Raw genomic sequence first — 14,380 nt, 5'->3', positions numbered from 1 at the left:
GGCCGGCCATGTCCATCATGGTGCCCCCGACTGCCGGCCCAGCTGATTTGCCTCCGCGCCCGGAGTTCGGCCCCTGGAATCCGGGGTTGGAATCGACGTTGCCCCGGGCGTTTCTGTCTCTTGAGACACTCTTCAGACCGGACAACGTAGAAACCAGCCTCGACGATGCCCGCGAGATGAGTGACGTGAGTGGTCTGCCACTGACGCAGCTCGTGCTCTTCCGTGCTCAGCGTCTCGTGGTGCACGAAGTGCTTATCCGCGTCATGGCCGATCTGTCGGTACCGGTCGGGCGCACTTATGGCGATCTCGGCGTCAACTTTCGGGCCATCGTCAGCACGATCCTGGACACCGGGATTGCGTCTCACGCGAATGAGATCGCTGACCTGCTCGTCCAGATCCGGAGCGACGCCGCGCTCGTGCTCCAACGCGAACTGTCCGAGATGTTCACCCCGAAGGTTGTCGGAGAACCGGCCCGCGGACAACCCTCCCTCTGGCAGCTGATCCTTGGCTCTCCCGAACCGGCCAGGCGGAAAAGGGAGCACGGCACGCCAGAGCAATGGGCCCTCCACCATCTCGACGCGTGGTACGCGCGTTGCGCTACACCATCAGACTCCCTCGAAATGGCGGTTTGCGTCGCCCTGCGACAGGTGGTGACAAGCATCATCCGGCGTCGCGGCTTCCTGATCCGCGACACCGCGCTTCTCCACCGTCTCGTCTGCATCCTGGTCTCGAACCAGTATGGTAGCAGCCGGATCGGCCAGCTCATTGAACCATGGTTCCGCGAGGTCGTCGCACGGGAAGGCTACCGCTCATTGAGAGCCCAGACGCAGCCGGTGGTGATGAACGTCAAAGGTGCATCAGCTTCCGGCAAAAGCACGATCCGGCCATATCAGCGTGCGCTCGCCGGGCAAGTCGGCCTCGACGAGTCGGATTTTGCTGTCATCACACCCGACGTCTGGCGCAAGTTCCTGCTCGATTACGACAGCCTCGGTGCGGCCCGCCGCTATGCCGGTACGCTGACAGGACGCGAGGTCGAGATCATCGATCGCAAGCTCGACCGTCACATGGCGGTAAAGGCTGCGGAGGGGCGCATCTCACATCTTCTGATCGACCGGTTCCGGTTCGACAGTTTCACCGTCGATCCCGGAGCAGAGGATGGCAGCCAACTCCTGACCCGCTTCGGCCATTGCGTCTACATGCAGTTCATGATCACGCCGCCGGAGGCAACCGTCGAGCGGGCGTGGAAACGCGGCGAACAATTCGGCCGTTACAAAGCTGTCGAAGATCTGCTCGCACACAACGTTGAAGCCTATACCGGCATGCCACGGCTCTTTTTCACCTGGGCACTCAGGTCGGACAAGCGGGTCCATTTCGAGTTTTTGGACAATAGCGTACCGGAAGGTGAACGTCCCCGAACCGTTGCCTTCGGCATCAACGGCACGATGAATATCCTCGACCTGAAATTTCTCTTCGACATAGATCGGTACCGCAAGATCGATATCTCCGCGCGGTCCGCGCAGGAGGTCTATGCCGCTGCCGGTTCGATGGCGCCTTCGGACAACATGAGCTTCCTGCGCGATTGTATCCGCCGGATGACCACGATCCGCTTTGCGGATTTCGGGACGGGACACGTCTACGCCAAGCTTCACCAGGGGCGCCTGACCCATCTCGCTGCGGATATCGCGGAGCGGGCGGTCGAGAACGCGGAATTGAAGGCGACTCTCGGAGCGATAGGCGTATCGGGAGTTTCACTTCCCATGCCCGAACCCGGCGAGATCCTTCGTCGGGAAGAGGCTCAGACATTGGGCCGCTGGGGTGACGCGTTCTAGGCTCTTATGGTCCTGAACGCGTATGCAACGCGTGCGATGGATGCGGCCAAGGCCCAAGCAATGCGGTGAATATAAAGTCCGTTGGGCCAGGTCCACCCGAACGGGTTGGCGGAATGAACTCAGCGTCTGCCCGAGGCCCTGACACGCTCCGATATGCGCCAGCGACATGAGTGGTCGAAGGAATGTGGTATATCAGTTTGCGGTGCAGCATGGCATCAGGGTGATGCAACGTCCTCCGGGAGCCCGCCATGTTCGCCACTCTCTTCGCCGCCGTGATCGTCATGATCGCGCTTCAGGTCCTTCTCGTAGTGAAGGCCGCCGACCTCCTCTCGGCACACGCAGACAAGAGCCGCGTTGAAAACCGCGATTATGTTCCAGGCTCGGCAGGTCGCTTCACCGGTATCGCCTAAGGGATCGTCTTCGCCTGAAAGAGCGCGGCATCGAGCCTATCCGGCCGACACCGCGCTGAGTCAGGAGGAGCTTCACGTCATGCGCGCAAGCCGAGATGTTGAGACAGGCGGCCCGCGCTTCGTTCAGGGACAGATCATTCGGCTGCAATCCTCTGGATGGCGCCGATCGCCCCTGATTCCGAGATCTTGAGGCAGTCACTCTCGGAATAACCGAGGACATCTCGCAGGATCTCGTCCGTATGCTCGCCCAACAGGGGCGAGCGCTTGACCTCGACCTGGCTCGCCGAAAGCCGGATCGGGTTTCCCACGGTCAAGTACTTGCCGCGCTCCGGATGGTCGACTTCGACCACCGTGCCGGATTTCCTTAGCGATTCGTCCTCGGCGATCTCCTTCATCGAAAGGATTGGACCGCAGGGAACGTGAAGCGCGTTGAGCGTTTCCATCGCCTCGAACTTGGTCTTCGACATCGTCCAGGCCTCGACCCGGGTGAAAATCTCATTCAGATGCGGCAGCCGCGCTTTCGGCGTCGCGTAATCGGAATGCGTCTTCCATGTCGGCTCGCCGATGACATCGCAGATCGGCTCCCAGACCGCGCCTTGCGCGATGAAGTAGATGTAGGCGTTGGGATCGGTCTCCCAGCCCTTGCACTTCAGGATGCGACCGGGCTGGCCACCGCCGGAATCGTTGCCCGCACGCGGCACCGAATCGCCAAAACCGATCCCCTCCCCGTACTGGCTGTATTCCGTGAGCGGTCCGCGCTCCAGCCGCTGCTGGTCGCGCAGCTTGACCCGGCAGAGGTTGAGAACGCCGTCCTGCATGGCGCAATCGACCTTCTGGCCGACGCCGGAATGCGTCCGTTGGTAGAGGGCGGTGACGATGCCGAGGGCGAGATGGAGGCCGGTGCCGGAATCACCGATCTGAGCGCCTGACACCATCGGTATATCGGTACGGAACCCAGTGGTGGAGGCTGCACCTCCTACGCATTGGGCGACGTTTTCGTAGACTTTGCAATTCTCATAGGCGCCCGGCCCGAAGCCCTTCACCGAAGCGAGGATCATGCGCGGGTTAGCTTCATGAATCGTCTCCCAGGTCAGTCCCATCCGGGCAAGCGCGCCGGGAGCGAAATTCTCCACGAGAACGTCACACTCCTTCACCAACCGCCACATCACCTCGATCCCCTTGGGGTTCTTGGTGTCGAGCGTGATGGAACGCTTATTGTGGTTCAACATCGTGAAATAGAGGCTATCCACATCGGGAATGTCTTGGAGCTGTTGGCGTGTGGCATCGCCGACGCCCGGACGCTCGACCTTGATCACGTCCGCGCCGAACCAAGCCAGGAGCTGGGTACAGGTCGGGCCGGACTGGACATGAGTGAAGTCGAGGATCTTCACGCCTTCGAGGGCATTCATAGGACTCTTCCGCGTTGAAGGGCGTTCGGCGGATATGGGCGCCGGCCGCCCCGGCGTCGCTGACGCTGAAGCGGCCGGACGGACCGACGGCCTACTTCTTCTTTTTGACCGCGCTCTGCGGGTTGAGGCTGCCGATATTGCCGCTTTCGGTGCCGGCCTCCGGGTCGATCACCGCGTTGATGAGGGTCGGGCGGCCCGAGTCCATCGCGGCGTTTACGGCCTGGGAGAGCTCGTCCGGCGTCGTCGCGTTGACGCCCACGCCGCCGAAGGCTTCCATCATCTTGTCGTAACGGGAATCCCGGACGAAGACAGTCGTTCCTGGATCGCGGCCGGTCGGATCCGTATCGGTGCCGCGGTAGATGCCGTTGTTGTTGAACACGACGATACAGACCGGCAGGTTGTAGCGGCAGATCGTCTCCACCTCCATGCCGGAGAAGCCGAAGGCGCTGTCGCCCTCCACCGCGAGGACGGGCTTACCGGTCTCGACAGCGGCGGCGATGGCGAAGCCCATGCCGATGCCCATGATGCCCCAGGTGCCGACATCGAGGCGCTTGCGCGGCTGATACATGTCGATGATGCCACGGGCGAGATCGAGGGTGTTGGCCCCCTCGTTGACGAGGATGGCGTCCGGACGTTCGGCGATGATGGTCTTCAGCGCGCCGAGTGCGCCGTGGAAATCCATCGGCGTCGAATTCTTGCGGAGCTTCGACGCCATCTTGGCGAGGTTCTCTTCCTTCTTGGCAGAGATGGCATCGGTCCAGGATGCCGGCGGGGCCTGCCAATCGCCCTTCATCCCGTCGAGAAGCGCGGTGACACAGGAGCCGATATCGCCGACGACGGGCGCCACGATCTCGACATTGGAGTCCATCTCTTTCGGCTCGATGTCGATCTGGATGAACTTCTTCGAGCCGGGCGCGCCCCAGGTCTTGCCCTTGCCGTGGGAGAGCAGCCAGTTGAGGCGCGCGCCCACCAGCAGGACGACATCGGCCTCCTTGAGGACGAGCGAACGGGCAGCACCCGCCGATTGCGGATGGGTGTCGGGCAGGAGGCCCTTGGCCATGCTCATGGGCACGTAGGGGATGCCGCTGGTTTCCACGAGAGCCCGAACCTCGTCGTCGGCCTGCGCATAGGCCGCGCCCTTGCCGAGCACGATGAGGGGGCGTTTGGCGCTCTTCAGGACATCGAGTGCGCGCTTGATCGCGGAGGGGGCCGGCAGCTGGGCCGGGGCCGCATCGATGACCTTGACCAGCGACTTGGCGCCGGCATCGGCCTCCATCACCTGAGAGAAAAGCTTGGCAGGTAGATCGAGATAGACGCCGCCGGGGCGGCCCGAAACTGCGGCCCGGATGGCCCGCGCGACGGCAATGCCGATGTCGGCGGCGTGAAGAACGCGGAAGGCGGCCTTGCACAGGGGCTTAGCGATGGCGAGCTGGTCCATCTCCTCGTAATCGCCCTGCTGGAGATCGACGATCTCGCGCTCCGACGAGCCGGAAATAAGGATCATCGGGAAGCAGTTAGTCGTGGCGTTGGCCAGGGCCGTGAGGCCGTTGAGGAAGCCAGGCGCGGAAACCGTGAGGCAGATGCCGGGCTTCTTCGTCAGGAAGCCCGCGATGGCGGCGGCGTTGCCGGCGTGCTGCTCATGGCGAAAGGAGATGACCCGCATTCCTGCGGCCTGGGCGAGGCGACCGAGATCGGTGATCGGAATGCCGGGCACGCCGTAGATCGTGTTGATGTCATTGAGCTTCAGCGCGTCGATGACGAGGTGGAAGCCATCGGTGAGTTCCGGCTCGGCCGAAACGTCGACATCGATTCTCTGGGCCAAAGCTGACATCGTGTTCTCTCCCTGGTTCTTTGACGTTTTATTTTGATTGGCGGTCCGCAAAGTCGGCGAACCGATGACGTGAACTTTTCCGCTGCGGGATTTGGTTCTCTCGTGCAGCGCAAACCCGATTGTGATGCGGCTTCGGAGACCGCGGGATTCCTCGACGTTAAATCGACGTCCTGGCAGTGACTTTGGAGTTGGCGTTGCAGTGAAGTCGGCCAGCGTGACGTTTCATTCTCCCTCGACGGGGCGTGGATTTTCTTCAACGGGAATCCAAAAATTTATGATCTCTTTGGGTATTCCGCGCAGCTTAATCTTTGCGGTGACTTGATGGGGTCGATGGTGGACACAACCAAATCGCCATGTTTTATAATGCCTATCGCCAGTCGAGCGGCGTTCGCCGGCTGGCGATCCCGCGCCTGCCTCGAACAGAGAAGACGCTTTGACCCGATCTAGCAGTCGAAAACTGCTGTAAGCCCTCCGACCCGATAGGCAATTGGTGGCATACCAAATACCAACTGTCAAACGGATTTGCACGATTGTGCCGATCAGCATCGGATCGCTCGAACGCGAGGCTTCGCATGGCCGGTCGACACGGGAAGAATACAACTCCTTCCTTCATGGTAATCGGAAGTCTGCTCTTCGAACCGTAGCGAGGAAAGCGCCACTCAGCTTATGTTAAGAGCTTTGAGCGGGCCGAGGCATTCCTTGTATTTCAAACGCGAGTTTGGCATGCTTCACACCAAGTGTGCTCGCCCGCGTGTGCGAGTTTAAATTATTCTAGGTGGCATGAAAAATGGTTAAATCCGACACATTTCAAGTAAAGCCTATCGTTGCGACTTCAAGCTTGCGTGCATTGGCTTATGACGCGCTCAAAGAAGCAATCACGAACATGAACATTTATAATCAGCGTGAAGAGGTTCGCCTGGATGAGCGAAAGCTGTCCTTGAACCTTGGCGTGAGCCGCACCCCTGTGCGCGAAGCGCTGACGGTATTGGAGCAGGAAGGCTTCGTGCGGTTCGAGGCCCGTCGCGGTGTCTTCGTCATCAAGAAGTCGAAGAAAGAAATTGTCAGCATGATCCAGGCTTGGTCTGCCTTGGAGAGCATGGCTGCGCGCCTCGCCTGCGAGCGTGCCACCGACGAACAACTTCTCTGCCTGCGTGAGCACTTTCCAGAATTCTATGAAGGACGCCCGTCGGATCATCTCGACGAGTATTCGGAAGCCAACATTCGCTTCCACCAGAAGATCATTTCGCTCGGCCAGTGCGACGTGATCAAAGACATCACCAGCAACCTGCTGATGCATGTCCGCGGTATTCGCAACACCGCGCTGCGTCAGGGGGAACGCGCGGCCAACTCGATCAAGGAACACGTGGCGATCATCAAGGCATTGGAAGCGCGCGATGCAGATCTGGCGGAACGCCTCGTGCGCGAGCACGGCCTCGGCCTCGCCAGCCATGTCGAGAAATATGGTGACTATCTCGACTGATCGACGCTGCCGCCAGAGTACCCGCCATATCGCATGGCTCCCCGGCCGTCGGTGACCGACTAAGTCATCGGCGGGGACTGGGCGCGCGGCTCCGCCGGACACCGCGAAGGCCCGCCATACAGTGGCGGGGTAAGCCCCCGCGGCACGAAGCCCCTTCGGATGATTGAAGGGCCCGGCGGGTGATACCGGCGGACGCCAAGCCGGCCCGCGGTAAGGCCGCTTGAGCGGAACATTGCACCTCAGGAACAAACTCTACCACCGGGTTAACGGAACCCTTGCAGAACACTTGCGGAACGTCTACCGTGTTCGTGTTTTGTTTCAGCGGCGTTAGTCGCGGCCATTGGCTTCAGTGGAAGAGTGATCTGTATGTTGACGCGTAAGCAGCTGGATCTTCTCCAATTCATCCAACAACGGATGCAGGAGAGTGGTGTCCCGCCCTCCTTCGACGAGATGAAGGACGCCCTCGATCTCAAATCGAAGTCGGGGATCCACCGGTTGATCACGGCCCTCGAAGAGCGCGGATTTCTGCGTCGTTTGCCGAATCGCGCCAGGGCGATCGAAGTGATCCGGATGCCTGAGAGCCTGACCGGTGCACCGGCGTCGAAGCCCGCTCCCGCCGGTGAAGTTCGCCGCTTCACGCCGAGCGTCGTCGAAGGCGGTCGGTCCAAGGCGATGCCGTCCCTGCGCCAGCCAACGACCCAGGCCCAGGACGAGAGCGGAAGGTCGATCACAATCCCGGTCATGGGACGGATCGCGGCCGGCACGCCGATCTCCGCCATACAGAACCAGAGCCATTCCGTGACGCTATCACCGGACTTCCTGGCCGGCGGCGAACATTACGCGCTGGAGGTCCGTGGCGATTCGATGATCGAAGCGGGTATCCTCGATGGTGATCTTGTCGTGATCAAGAAGCAGGACACTGCGAATACGGGCGACATCATCGTTGCCCTCATTGACGATGAAGAGGCCACATTGAAGCGCCTGCGTCGCCGCGGTTCCTCCATCGCTCTGGAAGCGGCAAACCCAGCCTACGAGACGAGGGTTCTGGGTCCGGATCGTGTTCAGATCCAGGGGCGGCTCGTCAGCCTGGTCCGTCGTTACTGAAGCCCGTCCGACTGCGTTTCGGATGACGGATCGCCGTCGTCGCCCTCGGGTTCTATGGGTTTCGGACTTGGTCCCGATTCCTTCGGAGGCGAAGGGGACGGCGTGACGACAGCGACCGCCCGCCGCCATGGCGGACGAGAATGAGGTTGGTGGGCGGACGTGACCTGCGGTCCTTCAGGGCCGAAACGGATGGCGGTGGCGCCGCGTAGGGCTAGGTATGCGCGATCGATGACGAAGCCGGCCCGGCAGTCTTTGGGAGCGTCACGGCGGGCGATGATCACACTCGCCCGTTCGCAATCCTCCGCGAAGGCCCGCTTGTCCTTGACGAGGGCGACGATCCGACCCGGTCCTAACTCGACGACGCATCCGACGGTATCGCATCGGCTTCTCGGCGAGGCTGCGACGGCGGCGACTTTCCGCGAATCGCCATCCGCCTTGAGCCATTGTTCGAGGACGAAGGCCGGCGGGCTGCCGAGAATGCTCAATCGGCCGTCCCCGTCGCGGAAGGCTGCACCGCCACCCTCACGGTCGATGTAGACGTCGTAACGCGGCGGCATGGTAGCGAGCACGACACCGAGAGCGGCCGGAGCAAGGCCGATCCAGCGTAAGCTCGAGACGGGAAGTGTCAGCAGGAGCAGAGCGAGAGCAAGCAGGCAGAGTGCCGTGCTGCCATAGGCCGGGACGACGAGCGTGGCGTGTCCGAACCCGCTGATCCAGCCGGAGATCGTGAGCATCCCGCGTACGGCGAGCCCCATCGCCCACCAGACCGGCTGGTCCAGTGCGAAGGGATAGGCGAGGATCCCAAGAACCGCCGCCGGCATCACCGCCAGGGAGACGAGGGGCAAGGTCAGGGCATTGCCGACGATGCCGAAGGGCTGGACGGTCTGGAAATGATAGGTCGCGAAGGGCGCCGTGGCGATCTGGGCGATCAAGGTCGTCGCCAGCGTGCCAAGGACCGCGACAGCCAGAAACCGCCAGGTTCGGGCCAAGAGGCCCGCACCTTCGCGTGGCGGCATCCAGCGATTGAGCGCACCGGCGCAAGCGATGAGGCCCGCAACCGCGCCGAACGACATCTGAAAGCTCGGGCCGAGAATCCCGTCCGGCTCGCGCGCGAGGGCGATGAGGGCAGCGAGCGCGAGGTTTCGCATGCTCAAAGCCGGGCGATCTACCAGGATCGCGCCGAGCATCACCAACGTCATGATGAGCGAGCGTTCGGCAGCGATATCCCAGCCCGAGAAGACGCAATAGGCCGTGACACCCACCATGGCGAAGCCGGCGGCGATCTTCTTGATCGGCCAAACCAGGGCGAGCCCCGGAATGAGGGCGAGCAGCGCGCGGACGAGCCAGAACACGACGCCGGCTGCGAGCACCATGTGGAGGCCGGAAATCGAGACGACGTGGTGAATTCCCGCCGCACGCAGAACCTCGTTGGTCTCGGCATTGATGAGGCCGCGCTTGCCCGTTACGAGGGCGGCGGCCACCGCGCCGGCCTGCCCGCCATTGGCGTCGGTGATGCGCCGGGTCAGCGCGTTGCGGGCGTCGTCTACGGCGGCTGCCAGCGCTACCGAGCGGGGCAAAGGCCTGGGCGGATGCTTGACGTCGATCTTGCCTACCAGGGAACCGACGGCACCGATCCCGCGAAAATAGGCATCCCGGGCGAAATCATATCCGCCGGGGCGGGCCGCGTCGGGCGGCGGCAGGAGCCGTGCCGTCGCCGAAATGAAATCGCCGGGCTTCAGCGCAAGGGCCTTCTTGTAGGAAACGCGGACCCGCGTGGGCCGGCGATCCGGCGGGAGGTTGGCGAAACTCTCCACGAGAACGATCAGGCGGGCGCCGACTTCCCGTTCGTCGAGGGCTTCGACCAATCCGGTGAGCGGGGCAATCGTCGTCCGGGCCAGGACGGGTGCCGCTACGACCTGCATCCTCAGGGTGGCGGCCGCGAAACCCAGGAAGGCTACGGCAAGTCCGAGAACCAATGCCAAGGCCACGGGCCTCGAACCGAGGCGAAGTGCGAGGGCAGAGAGTGCGGACGCGACGAGGAGGGGTGCTGCCAGCGCAGGCTGACCATCCGTGGCGGTGAAACAGACGAGGATGCCAAAACCGAACGTGACGGCAAGCCAGGGAAACAGGCGCCTCTGTTCGGATTCCTGAACCAGCCCGTCGACGATCCAGCGTCTAATCGCGCCGATCAGGATCGCGGGTGAGCGTGACGAGGCCAAGGCGGCACCCGTCGCACCCGTGGCTCGCGCACTGGCCTGCGCCATCTCCGGCTGCGTCTCTCCTCACGGCTCACGAAGCGCGAGAGATGCCGCCCGCGCGAAATCGTCCCCGTTTCGCGACTCGGCGCCACGCTTTCTTAACGTCATCGAAAACGCATGCTACATGCGCCGATCCGGGCCGGTCGATCCGCCCTCTCATTTCACGCACAAGTTTAACCGCCCGATGTCGTCACCCGTCGTTACGCGCTTTGCCCCCTCCCCTACGGGGTACCTGCATATCGGGGGAGCGCGCACGGCGCTCTTCAACTGGCTTTATGCCCGTCATTTCGGCGGCAGAATGCTGCTGCGCATCGAGGATACCGATCGGGAGCGCTCGACCCAGGGCGCCATCGATGCGATTCTCGACGGGCTCCGCTGGCTCGGGCTCGATTGGGATGGGGACGTCGTCTACCAGTTCGCCCGCGCCGCGCGGCACCGCGAGGTAGCGGAAAGCCTGCTCGCTTCGGGCAACGCCTATCATTGCTACGCGACGCCGGACGAACTCACCGCCATGCGCGAAGCCGCGCGGGCCGAGGGACGTCCCATGCGCTATGACGGGCGTTGGCGCGACCGCGATCCTTCGGAGGCACCGGCGGGCGTGAAGCCGGTCATCCGCCTGCGCGCCCCATCCGAGGGCGAGACGGCGGTGGAGGATCAGGTTCAGGGCCGCGTGACCTGGGCCAACAAGGATCTCGACGACCTCGTCCTGCTCCGTTCCGACGGCAATCCGACCTACATGCTCGCGGTCGTCGTCGACGATCACGACATGGGCGTCACCCATGTGATCCGTGGCGACGACCACCTCACGAACGCCGCACGGCAGGGCCAGATCTATGATGCGCTCGGTTGGTCCGCGCCCATCATGGCCCATATCCCGCTCATCCACGGTGCTGACGGCGCCAAGCTCTCGAAGCGCCACGGCGCGCTCGGGGTCGATGCTTATCGCGACCTCGGCTACCTGCCCGCCGCCTTGCGCAACTACCTCGTCCGCCTCGGCTGGAGCCATGGCGACCAGGAGGTGTTCTCGACGGAGGAAATGATCGCTGCCTTCGATCTCAAGTCGATCGGACGCTCCGCTGCCCGTTTCGACTTCGCCAAGCTCGAGAACCTCAATGGGCTCTACATCCGCGGCGCGGAGGATGCCGTGCTGATCGATGCGATCGAGACGATCCTGCCGGCCCTCGCCGCCGATCGCGGATTGCCCACGACCCTGTCCCACGAGCTTCGTGACAAGCTGCGGGCGGCGATGCCCGGCCTGAAGGAACGCGCCAAGACCCTGGTCGAGCTTCTCGACAGCGCCTATTACCTCACCGCCTCCCGGCCGCTCAATCTCGATGACAAAGCGAAGACGCTGCTGAGCGAAGAGGCCCGCCAGCGCCTCGCCGCGATCTTGCCGGCTCTCGCCGACCTGCCGGAATGGAACGCGGCCTCGACGGAAGGCGCAGTGCGCCGGTTCGCGGAGGAGAACGCACTCAAGCTCGGCCTGATCGCGCAGCCCCTTCGGGCCGCGCTGACCGGGCGCGCGACCTCGCCCCCGGTTTTCGACGTCATGGCCGTACTCGGACGGGAAGAATGTCTGGGCCGCCTGGCCGATCAGACGGCGTCCGCCTGATCGCATGCATCGAACCGGTGACAGATCGGCCCGGTTTTCGCTTCAGCGATAGCGTGGAGAGGGGGATCGGTTGAAGGCGGTGGGCCGATCCGCTAACCCGATAGATGTGTGAGCACTTGCAGCATAGGTCTGCCCGTGCGCTCCGGGCCGAAGTGGTGGGTGTCGCCATGCGGACCGGCGCTCCCCTCTGCCAAGGTCTGCCTTCTGCCAAGAAAGGGTCCACGTCTCCATGAGCGCCTCCAGCACGATCTCCGTGGGCGACAACCAAGTCGAGCTTCCGATCAAGACCGGTACGATCGGACCTGACGTCATCGACATCGGCAAGCTTCACGCCAAGACCGGCATGTTCACCTTCGATCCGGGATTTACTTCCACCGCATCCTGCGAATCGAAGATCACCTATATCGACGGCGATGCCGGCGTGCTCCTCTATCGCGGCTACCCGATCGAGCAGATCGCCGAACAAGGCGACTTCCTCGAGACGTGTTACCTGATGCTGTTCGGCGAATTGCCGACGCCCGCCCAGAAGGCGGATTTCGACTACCGGGTCACGCGCCACACCATGGTGCACGACCAGATGAACCGCTTCTTCCAGGGGTTCCGCCGCGACGCCCACCCGATGGCGATCATGGTCGCCTGCGTTGGCGCGCTCTCGGCCTTCTATCACGACTCGACCGACATCTCGGACGACAAGCAGCGGATGATCGCCAGCTTGCGCATGATCGCCAAGATGCCGACGCTCGCGGCGATGGCCTACAAGTATTCCATCGGGCAGCCATTCGTTTATCCGAAGAACGACCTCGATTATACCTCGAACTTCCTGCGGATGTGCTTCGCGGTGCCGTGCGAAGAGTTCGTCGTCAACCCGATCTATGCGCGCGCGCTGGACCGGATCTTCATCCTCCACGCCGATCACGAGCAGAACGCCTCGACCTCCACCGTTCGTCTGGCCGGTTCCTCGGGCGCCAACCCCTTCGCCTGTATCGCCGCCGGCATCGCGTGCCTGTGGGGCCCCGCGCATGGCGGCGCCAATGAAGCAGCGCTAAAGATGCTGGAAGAGATCGGAACGCCCGACAACGTCGCGAAATACGTCGCCAAGGCCAAGGACAAGAACGACCCGTTCCGGCTGATGGGCTTCGGTCACCGCGTCTACAAGAACTACGATCCGCGCGCCCGCATCATGCAGAAGACCACGCATGAGGTGCTCAGCCAGCTCGGCATCAAGGACGATCCGCTTCTCGAAGTCGCTGTGCAGCTCGAGCAGATCGCCCTGAAGGACGAGTACTTCATCGAGAAGAAGCTCTACCCGAACATCGATTTCTATTCCGGCATCACCCTCAAGGCGATGGGATTCCCGACCTCGATGTTCACGGTGCTCTTCGCCCTGGCCCGCACCACCGGGTGGATCGCTCAGTGGGCCGAAATGATCGAGGACCCCTCGCAGAAGATCGGCCGTCCGCGCCAGCTCTATATCGGACCGGACAAGCGCGAATACGTGCCCATCGGCCAGCGCGGCTGATACTTTCGTTCAGGCTGTCCGTCGTATTCGACCTCGCTTTCGAAGCGAACGTCACGGAGGGTCATGATCTTATGGATAAAGGAATGAATGAAGGTGGGGTGGCCGACAGGCTACCCCGCCTTTTTTGTGCCCCTACCCGCGTCGTGAGCCGTCCGAAGAGCGAGGCCTGATCGATCTTCGATCGATCGGGCAAACAAAAAGGCCGCCCTCTCGGGCGGCCTTTTTTCGTCTCGGCGATGATCTGGTGGGATCAGCGCGAATAGAACTCGATCACGAGGTTCGGTTCCATCTGGACCGGGTAGGGAACCTCGGTGAGGCTCGGCACGCGGGTGACGCGAGCCGTCATCTTGGAGTGATCCACCTCGATGTAGTCCGGCACGTCACGCTCGGCGAGCTGCGAAGCCACGACGACGATCTCGAGCTGCTTCGAGGAATCCTTCACCTCGATCACGTCGCCCGGCTTCACGAGGAAGCTGGCGATGTTCACGCGACGGCCATTCACCTTGACGTGGCCGTGGTTCACGAACTGACGGGCAGCGAACGGGGTCGGCACGAACTTAGCGCGGTACACGACCGCGTCGAGGCGACGCTCCAGCAGACCGATCAGGTTCTCGCTCGAATCGCCGCGAAGGCGGATCGCCTCGGCGTAATAACGGCGGAACTGCTTCTCGGTGATGTTGGCGTAGTAGCCCTTGAGCTTCTGCTTGGCGCGCAGCTGCGTGCCGAAGTCGGACATCTTGCCCTTGCGGCGCTGGCCATGCTGGCCGGGGCCGTATTCGCGGCGATTGACGGGGCTCTTCGGGCGGCCCCAGATGTTCTGGCCCATACGGCGATCGAGCTTGTGCTTCGCCTGAATACGTTTTGACATCGCGGTTCCTCTCAGCGAGTGAGATTGGTCGAGGAACGCGCCCTCCTCTTCCCGAAGCGG

10 protein-coding genes are annotated in these 14,380 nt (G+C 62.7%); 6 read left to right on the top strand and 4 right to left on the bottom strand.

Annotation, left to right across the window (positions count from 1 at the left end):
- The first annotated feature begins 8 nt into the window (after positions 1-8).
- Positions 9-1,829 carry a DEAD/DEAH box helicase family protein gene (locus ACYQML_RS11100; RefSeq protein ID WP_461224997.1) on the top strand — a complete coding sequence of 607 codons (1,821 nt, stop codon included), beginning with the start codon at positions 9-11 and terminating at the stop codon, positions 1,827-1,829.
- A 248-nt stretch (positions 1,830-2,077) separates the two neighbouring features.
- The gene (locus ACYQML_RS11095; RefSeq protein WP_461224999.1) at positions 2,078-2,239 is read left to right on the top strand and encodes a hypothetical protein; all 162 of its coding nucleotides are present in this window, start codon (positions 2,078-2,080) and stop codon (positions 2,237-2,239) included.
- A 134-nt stretch (positions 2,240-2,373) separates the two neighbouring features.
- Here ACYQML_RS11095 and frc read toward each other — a convergent pair whose 3' ends face one another.
- Positions 2,374-3,648 (bottom strand): formyl-CoA transferase, encoded by a 1,275-nt coding sequence (gene frc / locus ACYQML_RS11090; protein ID WP_461235537.1) that lies wholly within the window; start codon positions 3,646-3,648, stop codon positions 2,374-2,376.
- Positions 3,649-3,739: 91 nt separating this feature from the next.
- Positions 3,740-5,479, bottom strand: coding sequence for an oxalyl-CoA decarboxylase (gene oxc, locus ACYQML_RS11085; RefSeq protein WP_207412818.1), 1,740 nt, complete (start codon positions 5,477-5,479; stop codon positions 3,740-3,742).
- A 787-nt stretch (positions 5,480-6,266) separates the two neighbouring features.
- On the opposite strand from oxc, the gene ACYQML_RS11080 reads away from it, so the two are divergent.
- Both ACYQML_RS11080 and lexA read left to right on the top strand, forming a co-directional pair.
- Positions 6,267-6,959 carry a GntR family transcriptional regulator gene (locus ACYQML_RS11080; RefSeq protein ID WP_461225003.1) on the top strand — a complete coding sequence of 231 codons (693 nt, stop codon included), beginning with the start codon at positions 6,267-6,269 and terminating at the stop codon, positions 6,957-6,959.
- Positions 6,960-7,325: 366 nt separating this feature from the next.
- Positions 7,326-8,063 (top strand): transcriptional repressor LexA, encoded by a 738-nt coding sequence (gene lexA / locus ACYQML_RS11075; protein WP_311275128.1) that lies wholly within the window; start codon positions 7,326-7,328, stop codon positions 8,061-8,063.
- Here lexA and ACYQML_RS11070 read toward each other — a convergent pair.
- The gene (locus ACYQML_RS11070; RefSeq protein ID WP_461235536.1) at positions 8,057-10,327 is read right to left on the bottom strand and encodes a ComEC/Rec2 family competence protein; all 2,271 of its coding nucleotides are present in this window, start codon (positions 10,325-10,327) and stop codon (positions 8,057-8,059) included. The genes lexA and ACYQML_RS11070 overlap by 7 nt on opposite strands.
- A gap of 178 nt (positions 10,328-10,505) precedes the next feature.
- Between ACYQML_RS11070 and gltX the strand changes: the two genes are divergently transcribed.
- Complete coding sequence (gltX, locus tag ACYQML_RS11065) at positions 10,506-11,933, top strand: glutamate--tRNA ligase (protein WP_461225007.1); 1,428 nt, start codon at positions 10,506-10,508, stop codon at positions 11,931-11,933.
- A gap of 229 nt (positions 11,934-12,162) precedes the next feature.
- Positions 12,163-13,452, top strand: coding sequence for a citrate synthase (gene gltA / locus ACYQML_RS11060; protein ID WP_056430927.1), 1,290 nt, complete (start codon positions 12,163-12,165; stop codon positions 13,450-13,452).
- Between the two features lie 250 nt (positions 13,453-13,702).
- Here gltA and rpsD read toward each other — a convergent pair whose 3' ends face one another.
- A complete protein-coding gene (gene rpsD, locus ACYQML_RS11055) occupies positions 13,703-14,320 on the bottom strand; it encodes a 30S ribosomal protein S4 (protein ID WP_056430930.1) in 618 nt (205 codons plus the stop codon).
- Positions 14,321-14,380: the final 60 nt, after the last annotated feature.

This window comes from Methylobacterium sp. CM6244 (assembly GCF_054817885.1).
Note: the sequence above shows the minus strand (reverse complement) of the source record. Positions and strands in the feature narration are given on the sequence as shown.

Excerpts from the sequence above, each read along its gene's own strand:
- rpsD (WP_056430930.1), bottom strand. The coding sequence starts at position 14,320 with ATGTCAAAACGTATTCAGGCGAAGCACAAGCTCGATCGCCGTATGGGC.
- oxc (WP_207412818.1), bottom strand. The coding sequence starts at position 5,479 with ATGTCAGCTTTGGCCCAGAGAATCGATGTCGACGTTTCGGCCGAGCCG.
- ACYQML_RS11100 (WP_461224997.1), top strand. The coding sequence starts at position 9 with ATGTCCATCATGGTGCCCCCGACTGCCGGCCCAGCTGATTTGCCTCCG.
- ACYQML_RS11070 (WP_461235536.1), bottom strand. The coding sequence starts at position 10,327 with ATGGCGCAGGCCAGTGCGCGAGCCACGGGTGCGACGGGTGCCGCCTTG.
- gltA (WP_056430927.1), top strand. The coding sequence starts at position 12,163 with ATGAGCGCCTCCAGCACGATCTCCGTGGGCGACAACCAAGTCGAGCTT.
- ACYQML_RS11095 (WP_461224999.1), top strand. The coding sequence starts at position 2,078 with ATGTTCGCCACTCTCTTCGCCGCCGTGATCGTCATGATCGCGCTTCAG.
- lexA (WP_311275128.1), top strand. The coding sequence starts at position 7,326 with ATGTTGACGCGTAAGCAGCTGGATCTTCTCCAATTCATCCAACAACGG.
- frc (WP_461235537.1), bottom strand. The coding sequence starts at position 3,648 with ATGAATGCCCTCGAAGGCGTGAAGATCCTCGACTTCACTCATGTCCAG.
- ACYQML_RS11080 (WP_461225003.1), top strand. The coding sequence starts at position 6,267 with ATGGTTAAATCCGACACATTTCAAGTAAAGCCTATCGTTGCGACTTCA.
- gltX (WP_461225007.1), top strand. The coding sequence starts at position 10,506 with ATGTCGTCACCCGTCGTTACGCGCTTTGCCCCCTCCCCTACGGGGTAC.